Annotated in this window: 13 protein-coding genes; 6 read left to right on the top strand and 7 right to left on the bottom strand. The window is 56.6% G+C overall.

Annotated features, from left to right (window positions below; all coding sequences use genetic code 11):
* Window positions 1-13: 13 nt before the first annotated feature.
* The 3 genes from ACQG1K_RS11670 to ACQG1K_RS11660 are packed head-to-tail and all read right to left on the bottom strand — an operon-like array spanning window position 14 to window position 6,508.
* Window positions 14-2,188, bottom strand: a complete 2,175-nt coding sequence (locus ACQG1K_RS11670) for a virulence factor SrfC family protein (protein WP_367074449.1) — start codon at window positions 2,186-2,188, stop codon at window positions 14-16.
* Window positions 2,185-5,166, bottom strand: coding sequence for a virulence factor SrfB (locus ACQG1K_RS11665; protein ID WP_426720853.1), 2,982 nt, complete (start codon window positions 5,164-5,166; stop codon window positions 2,185-2,187). The genes ACQG1K_RS11670 and ACQG1K_RS11665 overlap by 4 nt, the downstream gene beginning before the upstream one ends.
* Before the next feature lie 4 nt (window positions 5,167-5,170).
* Window positions 5,171-6,508: an SrfA family protein gene (locus ACQG1K_RS11660; RefSeq protein ID WP_022648245.1), complete on the bottom strand. Its 1,338-nt coding sequence runs from the start codon at window positions 6,506-6,508 to the stop codon at window positions 5,171-5,173.
* A 282-nt stretch (window positions 6,509-6,790) separates the two neighbouring features.
* Between ACQG1K_RS11660 and ACQG1K_RS11655 the strand changes: the two genes are divergently transcribed.
* Both ACQG1K_RS11655 and ACQG1K_RS11650 read left to right on the top strand, forming a co-directional pair.
* Window positions 6,791-8,389: an ABC transporter substrate-binding protein gene (locus ACQG1K_RS11655; RefSeq protein WP_023306283.1), complete on the top strand. Its 1,599-nt coding sequence runs from the start codon at window positions 6,791-6,793 to the stop codon at window positions 8,387-8,389.
* Window positions 8,390-8,489: 100 nt separating this feature from the next.
* On the top strand, window positions 8,490-8,723 hold the full coding sequence (locus ACQG1K_RS11650) for a YdcY family protein (protein WP_017382275.1): 234 nt from the start codon (window positions 8,490-8,492) through the stop codon (window positions 8,721-8,723).
* 3 nt (window positions 8,724-8,726) lie between these two features.
* Here ACQG1K_RS11650 and ACQG1K_RS11645 read toward each other — a convergent pair whose 3' ends face one another.
* Window positions 8,727-9,176: a DMT family transporter gene (locus tag ACQG1K_RS11645; RefSeq protein ID WP_022648242.1), complete on the bottom strand. Its 450-nt coding sequence runs from the start codon at window positions 9,174-9,176 to the stop codon at window positions 8,727-8,729.
* Window positions 9,173-9,691: a GNAT family N-acetyltransferase gene (locus ACQG1K_RS11640; protein WP_284097881.1), complete on the bottom strand. Its 519-nt coding sequence runs from the start codon at window positions 9,689-9,691 to the stop codon at window positions 9,173-9,175. Before ACQG1K_RS11640 ends, ACQG1K_RS11645 begins: the two co-directional genes overlap by 4 nt.
* A gap of 148 nt (window positions 9,692-9,839) precedes the next feature.
* Between ACQG1K_RS11640 and ACQG1K_RS11635 the strand changes: the two genes are divergently transcribed.
* From ACQG1K_RS11635 to ACQG1K_RS11625, 3 genes are all read left to right on the top strand, one after another.
* Window positions 9,840-10,415, top strand: a complete 576-nt coding sequence (locus tag ACQG1K_RS11635; protein ID WP_003856978.1) for a helix-turn-helix domain-containing protein — start codon at window positions 9,840-9,842, stop codon at window positions 10,413-10,415.
* Window positions 10,416-10,481: 66 nt separating this feature from the next.
* A complete protein-coding gene (locus ACQG1K_RS11630; protein ID WP_048966812.1) occupies window positions 10,482-11,516 on the top strand; it encodes an NADP-dependent oxidoreductase in 1,035 nt (344 codons plus the stop codon).
* A 256-nt stretch (window positions 11,517-11,772) separates the two neighbouring features.
* The gene (locus ACQG1K_RS11625; RefSeq protein ID WP_367074454.1) at window positions 11,773-12,441 is read left to right on the top strand and encodes a GntR family transcriptional regulator; all 669 of its coding nucleotides are present in this window, start codon (window positions 11,773-11,775) and stop codon (window positions 12,439-12,441) included.
* Window positions 12,442-12,573: 132 nt separating this feature from the next.
* Here ACQG1K_RS11625 and pqqU read toward each other — a convergent pair whose 3' ends face one another.
* Complete coding sequence (pqqU, locus tag ACQG1K_RS11620; protein WP_045308170.1) at window positions 12,574-14,691, bottom strand: TonB-dependent receptor PqqU; 2,118 nt, start codon at window positions 14,689-14,691, stop codon at window positions 12,574-12,576.
* A gap of 247 nt (window positions 14,692-14,938) precedes the next feature.
* Between pqqU and ACQG1K_RS11615 the strand changes: the two genes are divergently transcribed.
* The gene (locus tag ACQG1K_RS11615) at window positions 14,939-16,000 is read left to right on the top strand and encodes a YncE family protein (RefSeq protein ID WP_367074456.1); all 1,062 of its coding nucleotides are present in this window, start codon (window positions 14,939-14,941) and stop codon (window positions 15,998-16,000) included.
* Between the two features lie 92 nt (window positions 16,001-16,092).
* Here ACQG1K_RS11615 and ansP read toward each other — a convergent pair whose 3' ends face one another.
* A complete protein-coding gene (ansP, locus tag ACQG1K_RS11610; protein ID WP_022648235.1) occupies window positions 16,093-17,589 on the bottom strand; it encodes an L-asparagine permease in 1,497 nt (498 codons plus the stop codon).
* Between the last annotated feature and the right edge of the window lie 197 nt (window positions 17,590-17,786).

Here is a 17,786-nt window from a genome sequence, read left to right as displayed (position 1 = left end):
CGGGCTGCAATGATTAAGACAGCAAGGCAGACAAGGCTTTCCGCGCAGCAGGCTTAATGTCATACGGGCACTGATAATCCACATTCTCAATCGCGCGGGTGTAGAGCGCAACCAGCCAGTCATAAACATAGGCTGTCGCCGCATGAACAGGCTGCTCGCCAAGTCGGGTAAGCCGGGGTGAAGCGCAGCTCACAACTGGCGTCACAAAAATTGGCTGACCTTTGCGGATCCGGCTTGCAGGCCGTTCAGAAACGGGCGTCAGTTCATAGCCAAGCCAGCTAATGAAATTGCCTGTCGCGGCATGCAGCTGTGCAGCACTGCTTTTATCTGTTTCTGCAATGCGTTGCAGTTGCAGCGGCAGATCCAGCCGGTAGCTGGTAACGATTAACACATCCGCAATCTGCTGTAATACCTCTGGGTCCAGGCCCAGACGGGCGGCGGCCGCGTCGTTGCGACTCCACTGACGAAGATGGTTAACCCATATGTTATGGGCCAGTCGCGCCTTGTCTTTGGTCTGCAACGCGCCTGGATATTCCGGCGTCTCTTCCGCAAACAGATCGATAACGTCGTTAAACAGGCCGTTGACCTTTTCCTCACGGGGCTGGTGAACCGTCAGCAGCGTCTCAAACGCGTTTAACGGCGGCAGAAGCCCCTCAAGCAGTTCACCATGGCGAGCGGCGCTGCCTTGCAGCGTTCGGACCATTTTTTCGGCCTCTGCCCGCCCTGCGCCTGGCTCCTGAGTGAGTGGGGCGACGTATGCGCGCATCAGCGTCGAAAGAGACTGTTGCAACAGCCTTTTCAGCGCGTGGAGACGCTTCTGGCGCTGTGCTGGAAGGGTAGCCTGCGACAGCCATTCAATTACCCGCTGCATGCTGTGGGTATCGAGCGCCTGGAGCGTGCCCCAGCGCAGACCCGGCTGGCCCAGCAACTGTTGCACCGCTTCGTCCAGATTCTGCTTTGTGGTAAACCGCGCATCGTGAGGGGTAATGGCCCAGACCAGGCCCGGCAACGCGGACTCTTCCACCGGCTGCGTCTCTTTGACCCAGTTTTGCAGGAGCCTGGCCGTTTTTGCCGTCTGCTGGTGGTGGGCCGTCGCATTGCAGATAACCAGGACATCCGGCTGTATGTGCTGACGATAATGCTCCAGCAACCACAGGCATTTTGCCTGCGTCATCAGCGGCGTGTTTTCCTCAGAAATGGCCGGAATATCAATAATATCTACGTTATCCAGAACGCAGTTTCCAACGGGCAGCACCACTTCGCGGGTCAGGCAGGCCAGCACATCGACGGGCAGGCTAATGGCATTAAGCAACTCGCCGTTATTTACCGGATGAAGCAATGTTTCCTGCGCTTCCGGCACGGTAAAGGCCCCGTGAGTAAGGAAACCTTCACACGGCAGACCAAAACTGTCCACCAGCAGACTCAACGGCGCCTCAAGCGCGCTGGCATGGCTGGTTTGATGCAGCACCTGGGCGAGTTTAAGCCACTGCTGGGTTAACTCCTGCTGCTCACCCCACAGCAGAGACCAGACGCTGGCGCGGGTGCTGAGATCAAGCGACGGAACCAGCAGGGCAAACTGGTGCCACAGGGCATCATCAATATGCTGCTTAGCGCCGGGTACTACGGTTTGCCAGAACCGGGCAACGGTCGCGACTTCCTGCTCCGTTATTCCCGGCACGCTGTGCGGCTGACGCAGCGTACGCCACTTCTCAAGCCGGGCTTCAATCACCGATTTATCCACCGCACGGATCTGCCGATCCAACGTGGTGCGGGCGATAAACAGCTGTACCAGCTCGGCCTCCGTTACCAGGCTCAGGCGCAGGGGAAACGCGTCGTCTGCGACCTCGCTGGTCGCTCTGGTGAAACGCACGGCCATGTTGGTCGGCGCATGCCCGGGGTTAATATGCGAGAAGTAATCAAACGTGCGTTGACCCGGCGTAACGTTCAGCCGTTCGTCGCCGCTGCCGCACAGGGAGGCCAGCAGATGCGCTTTCGCGGCCTGCGAGTGGCCGTATAAGCCGATGCTGCCCTGGCAGGCAAGGGCACGTTCGAGGGCCTCTTCACGCGCGCGAGCAGCGTTAAGGCGGGCAAGCAGGGCGTCGGCTTCGTTATCCAGCATCGGGGCGTGCTGTCGCGTCTCGTTGATCCACCCGATTAAGGCCTGAGTGGTGGCAGTCGTCGCAGTCATTTGAGGTATACGCTCCCGCTGTCGATCCAGTAGTGGCTGCCGCTGTGTCGGCGATCGGCCAGAGTATTCAGTTTAAATGTCAGGGCATCCGGCGGCACGGGCGTGCCGTCCTGTAGCCAGGCATCACTCAGCTCGAAAGATTCCGGCCCCTCCTGCTTAGTGCCGCCACGCAGCTTCAGGCGCACGTTCAGTACACCGTCGCCCGCAATGGCTTTCGCCAGCTCGGCAGAGTTGATGCTCAGGGTATAGAGCGGCGTCGCGGGCCAGCGGGCATTGGCCAGTTGCCGGAAGCCCAGCGTAACGTTGCCGCGCAGCGGGAAGTGCAGACGGGCGTCCAGTTTCGCGCCGGGCTTATCGAGGTCGATATCGTGATACCAGACGTTCTCGTCCCGCAGGGTATTGATAGTGTTATCCAGCGCGCCCAGATAGCGCACCGTAGAGTACGCGCCAATATCTGCTGCTTTAAAGTTAAAGCGCGGCAGACGAAGATCCAGCGCCAGGCTACAGAGCATCGCACCCACGGCGGCGGTGGATTTCGGGTTGCCGATCCGTCCCTGCTGGCTGAACGGATACCATTCATGAACCTGGTATTTATCCAGCCAGACGATGCGGTTGACGGGCACCGGTTGCAGGTGGCGAATCAAGGCCTGAACGCCTGGCAGACAGCCTGGCCGTCCCGTGATCAGCAGAATATCGCAGCTGTAGTGAGAGATCGCCTCACATACCGCATGCAGCGGGGCGGCAAGCGTGAACTGACCCGCCAGCATCGCGTCCTGCATCTCCCGGAAACTGACGTGCAGCGGGACGCTGAACAGATCAAAGTGTTCTGAGCCGGCAGGCAACGCATGGTCGATCGCCTGCTGGAGATAGTTCATCACGTTGCGGGTCGGTTTTTGCGCAAGCAGATCGCCAAAGGTGGCATGCAGCCCGGCCAGCGGATCGTCAACATCGCTCGATTCCCACGCCGCCAGGATCGCGTGGCCGATCGGCATAAAGAGCTGAAGTGCCGTCTGCTGGCGCAGGACCGCCTGGGTATCGATCCGCCCGGAGTCGCCGAACAGGGATGCCATCAGCTGGGAAGCATCGGCTATGCCGGATTTCTGAAGCTGGGTTTGCAGTGCGGGCAAAACATAGCGCTGGATCACGTCCAGCAGTGTGTCGTCGCCAGCGACCTTGAACCCTTCGCGGAACAGCAGTTGCGGGGTGATTTTGACGTTATTACCGGTACCATCGTCTAGCTGATAGTGTGTGATGGCCATATCCGTCGTGCCGCCGCCGATATCAATCGAGGCCACGCGCAGAGCGCGCCCCGGCTGGACGCCAGGCTCAGGCGCGCGATCCGGACGGGCAAGGGAGGTGAAAAAGGCCTCGGTCTGGCCACCGAAGTGGGAAATGGCTTCGTTATACAGCCACACCAGCTGGCCGCAGCTGGCCTCGTCCCATTCCATCTGGATCTCAGGGACCGGCACCACGCTTTTTTCCTGCTGCTTGCGGCTGGCAAAATCTTCATCCTGCGGATGCCAGCCCATCGCTTTCCAGACGATGGCGATGGCTTCGAACATGCGGCGGCGGAAAATCTCGCGCTCCTGTTTCGGCATCGCCGAAGGCAGGGTGAGGATCAGCGTTCGCAGCTGGCGGGGAGAGGCCGGGAAGCCAAGCCGCAAGCGGGTGGCTACGCTGTTAATCTGGCCAAGCGCCTGAGCCAGCAGCTCGCAGAGCATGTGCGTCATCAGGGTGCTGCGGCTGTACTGCGGCGAGAACACCGGCAGGCGCTCATCCTGCGGCAGCGTAAAGAGCGGTTCCCCGTCGTCGTTCATCAGGTTCATCAGCGGAAACGCGGTTGCCAGCGGTTCGCGCTGAGTTTTGCTGTTCATCTGGCTAAAGCGCCAGTCCTGCACCACCGGCGTCTCGTCCCACAGATAGCGACGCGGGCTGGAGATACCGCTGTTGCCCTCCGTGCCCAGACGCTGCATCGCCAGCTTACGCGCTTCATCACCCACGCGGACTATCGACGGCCAGACGAACGCATCCTCCCGGCCGCTTTCCACCGAGAAGTGCTGCTTGCCAAAACGCGCTTCGGAAAATTCAAGACGGCTGGTAAAAAGCGGCTCATTCAGGAACTGCGGCTCACTCAGGGAACGCACCTGGAGCTCAGCCGTCTGGCGCAGGCCGTCGTTGGCATCACCATGATCTTCAATAATCACGCCGCAGGTGTGGGTGTTGCCTACGTCAAGGATCAGATCGACAGGAATGGCAGGGGTGCTCAGGGTATGGGTGACAAACTTCACTTCCGGCACGGTGAGTTGTTCACCGAGCATGGAGAGCAGGTTGAGCCAGTGCGCCTGATATTCAAAGCTGCGCATGGCCTGATGCAGCTTGCGCTCGGCGCGTTTTTCAACCCCGTCAGCATATTGTGTGAAGGCTTCACGCAGCCAGCCGTCAATCCAGGTCTGGTCGAGGAAACTCTCAACCTCACTGTCGCGCCAGGCGAGGGCGAAACGCGTGCCGTTAAGAATGTCGTTTTCAACCGGCGACAGGGCAGACGTCGCATGCTCCGCAATCTGGCTGTCGAGCGCGACGGTGACCCGGTGCGTATTGCCTGCCGCGTCGGGCGTGGACAGCTTCCGTACCTGGACGCGCGCCCAGTTATCCGGGCCATCAACAAACGTCCGCGGCGGGTTAAAGCGCAGGAAAGGAAGCGGCAGCCAGACACCGTCCAGCACGGTCAGGGAGTCATGCAGTGGAATGGTGCTTTCAGGCTTGACCACTTCCGGCTTCCCGCCATCGGTGGCAGGCAGCGTGTACCGGCCGTTGACCAGGTCAAAATCCAGGCGCAGCAGCGGGCCATTTGCCGTTTTACGCACGAAACGCCCGTTGCTGGCGGTGTCCTGCGGAGTCAGGCCAAAATCGAGAAACTGTACGCCGCTGTTAGCAATCAACGTCACGCTCTGTTTATAGTCGCAAAGATTAACCAGCATAGGATCAGACACCTGCTTTCTTGAACGTCAGAGGAACGACGGTGTTGGCATCGTAACGTGCGGTGCATTCCGCCACGTCGCTGGCACCTGCCTTACAGGTCACTTCCGGCATCGGATAGCGTGAACCGTCGGTGCAACGAGCGTTTCCGCGCGTTTTGATCAACAGCTCGCCGTTGCTGTGTAATCCGGAAAAGACGTCTACCCGGCAGACAATGTTGTCGCCATGCACGACCCGGGCGAAACCTTTGTTGTTCTGGATCTGATAGCGCAGAGACGGCGGTTTGCCGGTGAGCGGATCCTGCACATCGAGAAACGCGCGCCAGGTGCCGTTCAGGAAGCGCGTTAACCCCGCTTTGACCTGGTTTGCCTCCATCACCATCGCATCTTTCGGGATAGCGGTAATGACCACCGGTTCGGCTGCCGGGGCAGGCGTCTTCACCTTCGGCTCTACCACTTCTGCCTGGTGCAGCGGGAGTTTCAGCTCAAGCGGCTCAACCGTCTTCACGGGGGCCGGAGCAATGGCGACAGGTGCTGGCGCTGGTGAGGTAACTGGCGCTGCGGTCGGGGCCTGTTTTGGCCAGAGCAGCGGCGTGGCAATGGCTGCAATAATGACGGCGGCAACCGGCAGCAACCACAGGGGGGAGCGACGTTTTTTCTGCACCACCGCTGGTGCGGGCTCTGACGGCACGGTGTTCATGCGCACCGGCTCTGGCGTATACAGCTCATCTTCGGTGATACGGACGGTAGCCACAGGCGTGATAAGCGGCGCGTCGGCCTGCTCGAAGGTCACCACCGGGGCCGGTTCTGGCTCAGGTTCAGGTTCAGGTTCGTTAATCATCACGGGTTCAGGTTCAGGGACCAACGATTCGCGCAGGCAGTCCAGCACGTCGTCGCGCGCGTTTTCGTTAAGACTGACGAAACCCCAGAAGCAGATCACCGGTTTGCCATCCACCAGGAAAACAAAGTTTTCACCGGGAAACTGGAAAGCTTTAGAGAGCAGAGATCCAAACAGTTGCTGCGCCGTTTTCGGTGACTGAAGGCATTTTTTACTCAGCGACTCCATGCTGGCGAGCGTGTTTTCCAGATAGCGCAGGGCGCGAAAACGATCGTCTTCATCCGCCGCCTTCCAGCTGGAGACGGTTCCTTCAACCGGGGAGTACCAGTCAACGCGATCGCCGCCGTCATTGACCTGTGGAATGGCCAGGCAATCGACGATAGCCTGCTGTTTGCGCAACCGAAGCGCTTCGCGGATTTGCAGCGCTGATTCAAAAACGGCCTGTCCGCCGCCGCCAACGGCCTGAAAATCATCCAGATTACCGCTGCGTAAAAGTGTTTTTGCCACGATTTGGTCCTGTAGACTTCTTCACGCCATTACTTTAGCGAATCAGGTAAGCAAGCAAACGGCGGAGGAGACGACAAAAGGGACGATTTCTTGCGGCATTGATCGTAACGGTTGTGCTTGACGAATAATGGACCTTAAGGCAAATCGGTTTCTGCGGGCTGATGTTAAAACCAGCGAAATGTACGGCTTTAGAATAACCTGATAGTGATTCGTTATTTGTCAGGCCAAAACGTCTGTGCTGTTATTACTGTTCACTATAATAAAACCGAAAGGGTAATAATTATGTTTACAGGGAAAACCGTGCTCGCCCTCGCGCTGAGCGCGCTGCTACCGGCAAGCGCCGCATGGGCGGCAAACAAAGACACCATTATCTACTGCTCTGAGGCGTCGCCGGAGTCGTTTAACCCGCAGATCGCCAGCTCTGGCCCCTCGTTTGTTGCCAGCTCGCAAACGCTGTATAACCGTCTGATTAACTTCGACCCGGTAAAAAACACGCCGGTGCCTTCTCTTGCGGAGTCGTGGACCATTTCGCCAGACGGCAAAACATACACGTTTACCCTGCGTAAAGGGGTAAAATTCAACAGCAATAAATATTTCAAACCGACCCGTGATTTTAACGCTGATGACGTTATTTTCTCCGTTATGCGTCAGAAAGACCCTAAGCATCCCTATCACAATGTTTCCCAGGGTAATTACGAATACTTTAATGACGTGGGCCTCGACAAGCTCATTCAGGATGTGAAAAAGATCGACGATTATCACGTTCAGTTCACGCTGAGCGAACCCAACGCGGCTTTCCTGGCCGACTGGGGAATGGACTTCGCCTCGATCCTCTCTGCCGAGTACGCGGACGCGATGCTGAAAAAGGGCACGCCTGAAAATGTGGACACCTGGCCAATCGGCACCGGGCCGTATGTGCTTCAGCAGTACAAGGTGGATTCGCTTATCCGCTACGTCGCCAACCCGAACTACTGGGAGGGAGAGGTGCCGACCAAACACCTGATCTTCTCCATCACGCCAAACGTTGAGACGCGTCTGGCGAAGCTGCAAACGAACGAGTGTCAGATCATTCCTGCGCCGTCGCCGGTGCAGTTTGAAGCGATCAAGAAAAACAAAGACCTGACGCTGCACTCGGTGGATGCGCTGAACGTGGGGTACCTGGCGTTCAACACGGAGAAAAAACCGTTTGATAACGTGCTGGTGCGCCAGGCTCTGAATTACGCGACGGACAAAAAGGCCATTGTGAACGCGGTCTTTATGGGGTCTGGTACGGTCGCTAAATCGCCGATCCCGCCGAACATGCTCGGCTTTAATAAAGACCTGAAGGATTACGGCTACGATCCGGAAAAAGCGAAAGCGCTGCTGAAGCAGGCGGGTCTGGAGAAAGGCGCGGAAGTGACCCTCTGGTCCATGCCGGTTCAGCGTCCGTACAACCCGAACTCCCGACGCATTGCAGAGATGATCCAGGCTGACTGGGCGAAGGTGGGCGTGAAGGCGAAAATCGTCTCTTACGAGTGGGGGGAATATCTCTCCGGCATGCGCAAAGGCGAGCATGATTCCGCGCTGTTCGGCTGGATGTCTGATAACGGCGATCCGGACAACTTCGCCGATGTGCTGCTGGGTTGTAACAGCATCAAAACCGGATCTAACGCCGCGCGCTGGTGTGATAAGGGGTATGATGAGCTGGTGCAAAAGGCCAAACTGACCAGCAACCCGGACGAACGTGCGAAGCTGTATGGCCAGGCACAGGAGATTTTCTACCAGCAGGCACCGTGGATTGCGTTAGCTAACGGTAAAACGTTCTACGCGACCCGCAGCAATGTGACCGGGTACAGCGTAAGCCTGATGGGCAGCGATTTCTCGAAAGCGAAGCTGAACTGATCGTATTTTGCCGGGTGGCGGCTATGCCTTACCCGGCCTACGGGTGTCATATGTAGGCCCGGTAAGCGTAGCGCCACCGGGCATTTGGAAAGGAGTGACAATGTCACATTTAAACGATGTTATCGCCCGCGTCGATGCCGCCATCGAAGAGAGCATAATTACCCACATGAACGAACTGCTGATCGAATTAAGCGATGATGCAGAGCTCAGCCGTGAAGATCGCTATACCCAGCAGCAGCGCCTGCGCACCGCGATTGCGCATCATGGTAAGCAGCATAAAGAAGAGGCGGAGGCGCGCCATGCCCACCTCACGCAGGGTGGGACTATCCTGTAAGGGTTAAAACTGGCGCCGCGCCACCAGCCAGGCACCGACCACCAGCATCACTGCGCCGCAGACCGGGCCAACCAGCGCGCGCAGGGGAACGCCGTTGCTCTTGAGGATGTCCATCACCAGGCCGCCAATCAGCTGGCTTGCCACCAGGACGGCAATGGTCGTTGCCGCGCCCACATTCTGATAGCCGCTAATACTGGCAAAGACAAAAAAAGACCCCAGCAGGCCGGGGATCAACGTCCACCAGCGCACCGTTGACGCCAGTTCGTTAAACCCCGCCAGGCCATTTTTCACCAGCAAAATGCTGACAAACAGCACAATCCCCACCAGCGAGTTCAGCAGCATGGCGATAAGAATGGTGGAGGAAGATTGCGTAATGCGCACCATCAGGGTGTTTTGCACCACCAGCCCAATCCCGGCGGCTACCAGAAACGCTAACGTCAACGATTGATTCATGGCAGAGCATCCGGATCGCTGCGCTCATCAAGCTGGAGCTGCATAAAGGTTAAGTCCAGCCAGCGACCGAATTTGGTTCCCACCTGCGGCATATTGCCGGTGGTAATAAAGCCAAGGGTTTCGTGCAGATGAATTGACGCCTGGTTCTGCGCCTCAATACCGGCAACCATCACGTGTTTACCGATCTGGCGGGCTTCCTTGATTAACTCCGTCATCAGCAGCCGGCCAATGCCTTTGCCCTGATGTTCGGGATGAACGTACACCGAGTGCTCCACCGTGTGGCGAAATCCGTCGAACGCTCTCCAGTCGCCAAATGAGGCGTATCCCGTCACCACTCCGTCTTCTTCACTGACCAGAACTGGATAACACGACAGAGTACGCGCCTCAAACCATGCGATACGGTTATCGGTGTCGACAGTTTTATCATTCCAGATGGCGGCGGTGTGCAGCACCGCATGGTTATAAATTTCACCGATAGCGGCACAATCTTCTTTGCAGGCATGACGAACAATCATGGGTAACCTCTGGCTGTGGTGTTCACTATAGTAGTACGATTTACTCACAATATTACACAGTTCTTGTATTGCATCGCTACGACAAAATCCCTATTTTTTTGTCACAAAACTGCCCCGAAAAACCATCCGTACACTATAGTATGACGTCATGAATACAATGACAGACAATATGAATCAACGCATTAGCGCCCGCATACGCCTTGAACGCGAGTCGCGGGGCTGGTCATTAAGCGAACTGGCCGAACGGGCAGGTATCTCACGCGCCATGATCCACAAGATTGAACGGGGTGACAGTAGCCCAACGGCGACGCTGCTTGCGCGGTTATCCGGTGCCTTCGGTATTAGCATGTCTACGCTTATTGCGCGCGCGGAAATGCAGGAGGGAAAACTGTTACGTCTGGCGAACCAGCCCGTCTGGCGCGATCCGCAAACCCACTATTTGCGTCGCCATGTGTCGCCGCGCACCGATATGCCTATCGACCTCGTCCAGGTGGAGCTACCCGCAGGTAGCGATGTGCCGATGCCCGCCTCCTCTTATGCGTTGGCACGACAGCTGATTTGGTTGCAGGCAGGTGAACTGGTCTTTCTGGAGGGGGATACTCGCCATGAAATGAAGGCCGGAGATTGTCTGGAACTCGGGCCGCCAAACGACTGCCGGTTTATCAACGAAACGGATGAATCGTGCCTTTATCTGGTCGTGCGGCTTAATCAGTCCGGCTCATAATGCACAGGCGATCCGCAGGATAACGTGCCAGACTTGAATGACATTTTCAGCAGTAAGGAGCGATGAATGAGTCAATCTACTACGCAAAACCGACGCTGGGTACTGGCTTCCCGTCCACACGGCGCGCCGGTTGCCGATAATTTCCGCCTGGAAGAGCAGCCGATCCCCGCGCCCGCAGAGGGGCAGGTGTTATTACGCACCGTATGGCTCTCGCTTGATCCGTACATGCGAGGCCGTATGAGCGATGCGCCATCCTATTCACCTCCGGTCGAGATTGGCGCGGTGATGGTGGGCGGCACGGTAAGCCGCGTCGAGACCTCCCGTCATCCGGATTATAAAGAGGGTGAATGGGTTCTGGGTTACAGCGGCTGGCAGGAGTATGAACTATCCGACGGGCAGGGGCTGGTTAAGTTGGGTGAAAACCCGTCGCATCCTTCATGGGCACTCGGCGTGCTAGGGATGCCGGGCTTCACCGCGTATATGGGGCTGCTCGATATCGGCCAGCCTCAGGCAGGGGAAACCCTTGTCGTGGCGGCGGCCACGGGGCCGGTCGGCGCAACGGTGGGGCAGATCGGTAAAATCAAAGGATGCCGGGTCATCGGCGTGGCTGGCGGGGAGGAGAAATGCCGTCATGCGGTCGACGTGCTCGGTTTCGATACCTGTCTGGATCACCATGCGGATGATTTTGACGAACAACTGGCAAAAGCCTGCCCGCAGGGCATTGATGTGTATTACGAAAACGTCGGCGGTAAAGTCTTTGACGCCGTGCTGCCGCTCTTGAATACCTCCGCGCGCGTGCCGGTTTGCGGACTGGTCAGCGGCTACAATGCGACCAACCTGCCGGAGGGTCCGGACCGCTTACCGCTACTGATGGGGACCATCCTGAAAAAACGCATCCGTATGCAGGGTTTTATTATCGCGCAGGACTATGGTCATCGTATTGACGAGTTCCAGCAGGAAATGGGCCGCTGGGTGCAGGAAGGCAAAATTCACTATCGCGAGCAGGTTACGGAAGGGCTGGACGCGGCGCCGGACGCCCTGATTGGCCTGCTTGAGGGGAAAAACTTCGGCAAGGTTGTGATCCGCGTGGCGGCCGACTAAACAGAGCATCGGTTATGGCGGGCAGTGTCCGCCATAATTATTTGTGAAGATACGATATATTGTCTTTAATTAATCCATAAGCTTTGCGCGCCTCGGCCCAGCTGAGCCAGAAGTGAAAAATGCAATATTATTTGAACGATTTTAATATTACGCGCGCCCCTCATACCAGGCATGACGATACAGGATATATCTAACCGGCGATGTTTTTTTAAACAGACGCTGAAAATGGCATTTTGTTTGGCTACGGGAATTAAACATGCTTGATTTGGAACATATGGAAAAAGCACAAAGAATCAGTCTGACTTTGCAAGTAGAGAACAGTTTAAAGGGAGCATTAATTACGGGCTCATTAAAACCTGGGGCTCGACTCGTTACAAAAGAGATTGCGGATAAATTGGGCACCAGTATCACACCGGTGCGCGAAGCCCTGCTGCGCCTGGTGTCGGCGGGGGCATTACAGGCCACGCCAGCGCAGGCGTTTTTGGTGCCAGAAGTGACGCTGGAACGCTATAACGAAATTAACGCCATCAGAAAGCAGCTTGAACCGATGGCCGTTGCGGCGGCGTGCCAGAATATGACCGAGACCAAACTGGATGCGTTACGCGCGCTGTCAGATAACTTCAGTGCCGCCATGCATCAGAGCGATGTACAGAAAGCGATCCATGCCAACCGCGTGTTCCGGTTCACGCTCTATCAGTATGCCGAGATGCCGACCCTTCACTCGCTGATTGAGCAGCTCTGGGTACGGATTGGTCCGTGCATTCACTATCTGCATGAAGAGTTAAGCGAGGTTCCCGCAGCGACCTATCATTATGACGATCTGCTTTCTGCGCTTGAGCAAAGGGATGTAACGGCCAGCCGGGAAGCGATCGACAAAGCCATTGATGAAGCCAATATTCTTCTGCAACGGCAATACTACAGTTAAGGATCCCTCTGGCGCACTTATTTGTTTATTTGTATCAAACGTCCTTGATTATATTCCCGGCGCATCAGGCAACCGGGAATGATGTTATTTTGCTTATTTTTTTACCGGCAACGTGCGCTGCCGGAGAATGGTTTACTCAAAACGATAAGAGACCGACAGGCCCACGCCATAGTTACGACCAGGGGCAGGTTCGTAATAGCGGTTGTAGCCAGCGTTAACAATCTCTGAACCGGCGTACTCTTTATCGAACAGGTTATCGACGCGACCAAAGACGTCCATTCCCCATTTGCCGTAGTTGAGTTTATAGCCGGTATTCAGGCCCACAACGGTATAAGAGGGCGCTTTAGCGGTGTTGGTATCGTTGGCCATGACATCGCTCATGTAGCGGGCATCTGCCCCTGCGTACCAGCCTTCCTCAGGCTCCCAGCCAAACGACGCATATCCCATGTTACGGGCGATCCCCGGCATCCGGTTGCCGCTACAGTCTGCATTGCTACAGACGTTGGTGCGGTAGGTGGCATCAAGATAGGTCCACGCCATCTTCAGCTTCCAGTTCTCGGCAAACTGCTGGTCGAGCGCAATTTCCACACCCTGACGGCGCGTTTTTCCCGCGTTTTTATAAGTCGTGCGACCATCCTTGCTTTCGTCCACCACGATCTCGTTGTCGGTATCCGTGCGGAACAGCGCCGCCGTCAGGATGCCATTGCCGATGCGGGTTTTGCTGCCAATCTCATAGGTGTTGTTGGTGGACGGTTGCAGGTTCATATTGAGGCCACCTTTGCCATCAGAACGGTAGGAAAGTTCGTTGATGGTCGGCGTCTCAAATCCCCGTCCTGCCGCGGCATACAGGTTCCATGCGTCGGTCACGGCGTATTTCACCGCACCTGCCGGGAGCCATTTGTGGTAGCTGGCGTCGCCGCTGTCATCACCGTTTTGCGGGGTAATGTAACGATCATTGGAGTCAAACCAGACGGAGCTATAACGTACGCCCGCCTCTAAGGACAGTTTTTGCGTTAGCTGCCACTGGGTTTGCAGGTAGGGATCCAGGTTCCACATCAGATTGCGTTCGTCACGGCGTTTATTACCCTTCACGCCATAATCCGGCACGCCGTTGTCCATAACGAAGTTCTCATACCCGCGACGATTTTCACTCATATTTTCGTAGTTCAGCCCGGTGGTGAATGTCACCGGAACCAGCAGCTCACCGCGGTGGGTCCAGCGCGTATCAATACCCTGATAGTGACGCTGCATATCAATCACACCGCCCGAATGCGCAGGATTCTCGCGCTGAGTGGACGCCGGAATGGACTGGTACTGAGTCATTTCACGCTCACCGGCATACATCATCACGCTGAGGTCGTCCTGTTCGCTCAGCTGACGGTCGTAGCGGATCCCGGCCTGGGTCTGCTTAATGGTCTTACGCGTGTTGTACTGATCGCCACGCGGTGACTGGCGCGGGTTGTTCTGCCACTCCTGATAGCTCAGTCCGCCCGGATCGTTGGCTTTCATGTCCACGCTGTTAAAAATCAGCGTCAGCTTGCTGACATCATCAATACGCACGCCCAGTTTCGCGTTGGCGAGGTTTTTGCGCGCGCCGCTGTGGTCGCGATAGCCATGGGTGGTGAAACGGGTAGTGGATACGGCGTAATCCACATCGCCCGCCTGAGTACCATCACCCACCGCCCCGGTGGCCTTCATGCCGTAACGCCAGGTGCCGTAGCTGCCGTAATAGCTGCTGGCTTCAATGGTGGCTGGCTGTTGTCCGGTCTGGGTGTTGATGTTGATCACGCCGCCGGAGGCATTACCGTACAGGGCAGAGAAGGGGCCGCGCAGCACGTCGACGCTCTCTATGCTGTTGAGGTCAATGTTTGATGTCTGCCCCTGGCCATCGGGCATGGTTGCCGGAATGCCGTCCACGTACATGCGGATCCCGCGCACGCCGAAGGTTGAGCGCGCGCCGAATCCGCGAACAGAAAGTTGCAGATCCTGAGCATAGTTCTGGCGGTTCTGGATTTGCAGGCCAGGTACGCTCCCAAGGGATTCAGAAAGGTTGATGCGCGGTGTGGCATGTCGCATATCCTCGCCGCTCACCACGCTGACGGCGGCCGGGGTGTCCAGTTCTGAGACGGTTTGCGGCGTGGCGCTGACGATCATGGTCTGTTCATCCGCGGCCATCGCACTCAGCGGGCCAAAAATGACGGGAACGAACAACAGGGGGAGTGAGGCCTTATGGGCAGTAATAATTTTCATGGAGTAAGCCGGTTAAGAAAAAATTCGAACCAAATCAACTGGAACCTGTGTATATATGTTAAATCCTTTGTAAATGTTATGAAAACTATAACCGCACATTTCGTGAATGTAAGGTTTTGCAGGAAAGAAAGACTCCACATTCAACTCATTAATGATTACTATTCTCATTAAAATAACGGCAAAGCGATGACTTTGCCCGCCGGAAGCGATGTCAGCGGTAAATCTCCTCATTTAAAAAGGAATTGTTATGTCTTTACGTCATCTGTGCTCGCCGTGCCTGCGTGGGTCTCTGCTGTTGGGCTCTTTACTGTTTGCCGGTACGTTCCAGGTTCATGCCGCTGAAGAGATGCTGCGCAAAGCGGTCGGCAAGGGCGCGTATGAAATGGCCGTCAGCCAGCAGGAAAACGCGCTGTGGGTTGCGACGTCACAAAGCCGCAAAACCGATAAGGGCGGCGTGGTCTATCGTCTGGATCCGGTCACGCTGGAAGTGACGCAGGCGATTCATAACGATCTCAAGCCGTTTGGCGCCACGATCGATAACGCCACCCAGACGCTGTGGTTCGGTAACACCGTCAACAGTGCCGTGACGGCGATTGACGCCAAAACGAGCGAGGTGAAAGGGCGCCTGGTGCTGGACGATCGCAAACGTAGCGACACGGTGAAGCCGCTTCAGCCGCGCCAGCTGGTGGCCGATGACACGACCAATACGGTATACATTACCGGCATCGGCAAGGAGAGCGTGATCTGGGTTATTGATGGCGCAACGCTGAAGCTGAAGGACACCATCACGAACACCGGCACGTTCAGCACCGGACTGGCGCTGGATGCGAAGGCAAAACGCCTGTATACCACCAATGCGGACGGTGAGCTGGTGACCATTGATACCGCGACCAACAAAATCCTCAGCCGTAAGAAAGTACAGGAAGACGGAAAAGAGCACTTCTACCTGAACCTGAGCCTGGACACTGCCGGCCAGCGTGCGTTTGTGACGGATTCAAAACAGCCTGAAGTGCTGGTGGTGAATTTGAAAGATGGCAGCGTAATGCAGAAAATCGCCGCGCCAGAATCGCTGGCCGTGCTGTTTAACCCGGCGCGTAACGAAGCCTATGTGACGCACCGCGAGGCGGGCAAGGTGAGCGTGATTGACGCCAAAACTTACAAAGTGACCAAAACCTTCGATACGCCGGTTTACCCGAACAGCCTGGCGCTGTCTGCGGACGGTAAAACGCTGTACGTGACGGTGAAACAGAAGTCTACCCGTCAGCAGGAAGCCACTCAGCCTGACGATGTGATCCGTATCGCGCTTTAAGGTGGGAATTGCCCGGTGGCGCTGCGCTTACCGGGCCTGGAAAACAATGAAATGCAGGCCGGGTAAGGCGTAGCCGCCACCCGGCTTTTTTATTAACGCGACGTCTCTTCCACCAGCGGACCATCCTGTTTGTCATCTCCAGGATGAACCGGGGCGGTACTGTGGATTTCATTCACGCGTTTACGCACGCCAAACCAGCCAGCAATCAACAGCACCGCCAGCAGCGGGATTGTAGCGATGGTGTAGGTGCCGTTAGGGTAGTCGAACGCCATCAGCACCAGCACGCTCAACAGGAATAGCAGGGTAAGCCAGGATGTTACCGGCGCGCCCGGCAGCTTGAAGCTGACGTCAGCCGCTTTCCCTTCTTTAATTGCTTTGCGCAGACGCATCTGACACACCACGATAAAGGCCCAGGAGGCGATGATGCCCAGCGCAGCGACGTTCAGCACGATCTCAAACACCTGAGACGGCACGAGATAGTTCAGGAACACGCCAAAGATATACACCACCAGCGTAGCCAGAATACCCGCGTAAGGCACCTGCTGCTTGCTCATCTTCGACATAAACTTCGGCGCAGAGCCCCCCATCGACATGGAGCGCAGGATACGGCCCGTCGAATAGAGCCCGGAGTTCAGGCTGGAGAGCGCGGCAGTCAGTACCACGATGTTCATGATGCTGCCCACGTACGGCACGCCCAGCTTAGAGAAGAAGGTCACAAACGGACTTTGCCCCGCCTGGTATGCATTCCACGGCAGCAGCAGTACCAGCAATACCACGGAGCCCACATAGAACAGACCGATACGCCAGATCACGCTGTTGATGGCTTTTGGCACCATCGTCTGCGGATCTTTACATTCACCTGCCGCCGTACCGACCAGTTCGATGGAGGCAAAGGCGAATACCACGCCCTGGACCAGAACCAGCGCTGGCAGCAGGCCGTGCGGGAAGAAACCACCGTTATCGGTAATCAGGTGGAAGCCGGTGGCGTTGCCGTCCAGCGGTTTACCGGTGCCGAGGAATACGGTCCCGACCACCAGGAAGATCACAATGGCCAGCACCTTCACCAGCGCGAACCAGAACTCCATCTCGGCGAACCATTTCACGCCGATCATGTTCATGGTCCCGACGATTGCCAGCGCCCCGAGGGCGAACACCCACTGCGGCACATCGCCAAACGCGCCCCAGTAGTGCATGTACAGCGCAACGGCGGTGATATCGACGATACCGGTCATTGCCCAGTTAACGAAGTACATCCAGCCCGCGACATACGCGGCCTTTTCACCGAGAAATTCACGGGCGTAAGAGACAAAGCTACCGCTGGAAGGGCGGTGGAGCACCAGCTCGCCGAGGGCGCGAAGAATGAAGAAAGAGAAGATCCCGCACACCAGATAGACCAGGGCGAGAGCGGGGCCAGCCATTTGCAGACGTGCGCCTGCACCTAAAAAAAGACCTGTACCGATAGCGCCGCCGATGGCGATCATCTGCACCTGACGGTTGCCCATCGCCTTGTGATAGCCCTCTTCATGAGAGTTCAACCAGCGACGTTTAGCAGCATGATGATCGGCTGCGCTTTTATTGCTTGTTTTCATTGAGTTACCTGTTTGCCTGTCTGAACCATTAACGTGATAGTCCTGCCTGGCAGAAGCCGAAACAAACGATTGCTTCTGCGCAGACACATGCTGCCTTTCCAGTCATTCTGTGTATGGATAAGGCAAAACATGGCGAGGCATCCTACCCGCAATTGATAAGCGACGCAAAATATAACCGTGCCGAAAGTGATGCTCGT

Source organism: Enterobacter cloacae complex sp. 402C9 (genome assembly GCF_050030745.1).
Lineage (GTDB): Bacteria > Pseudomonadota > Gammaproteobacteria > Enterobacterales > Enterobacteriaceae > Enterobacter > Enterobacter intestinihominis.
This window is presented reverse-complemented; position numbering and strand designations above follow the sequence as displayed.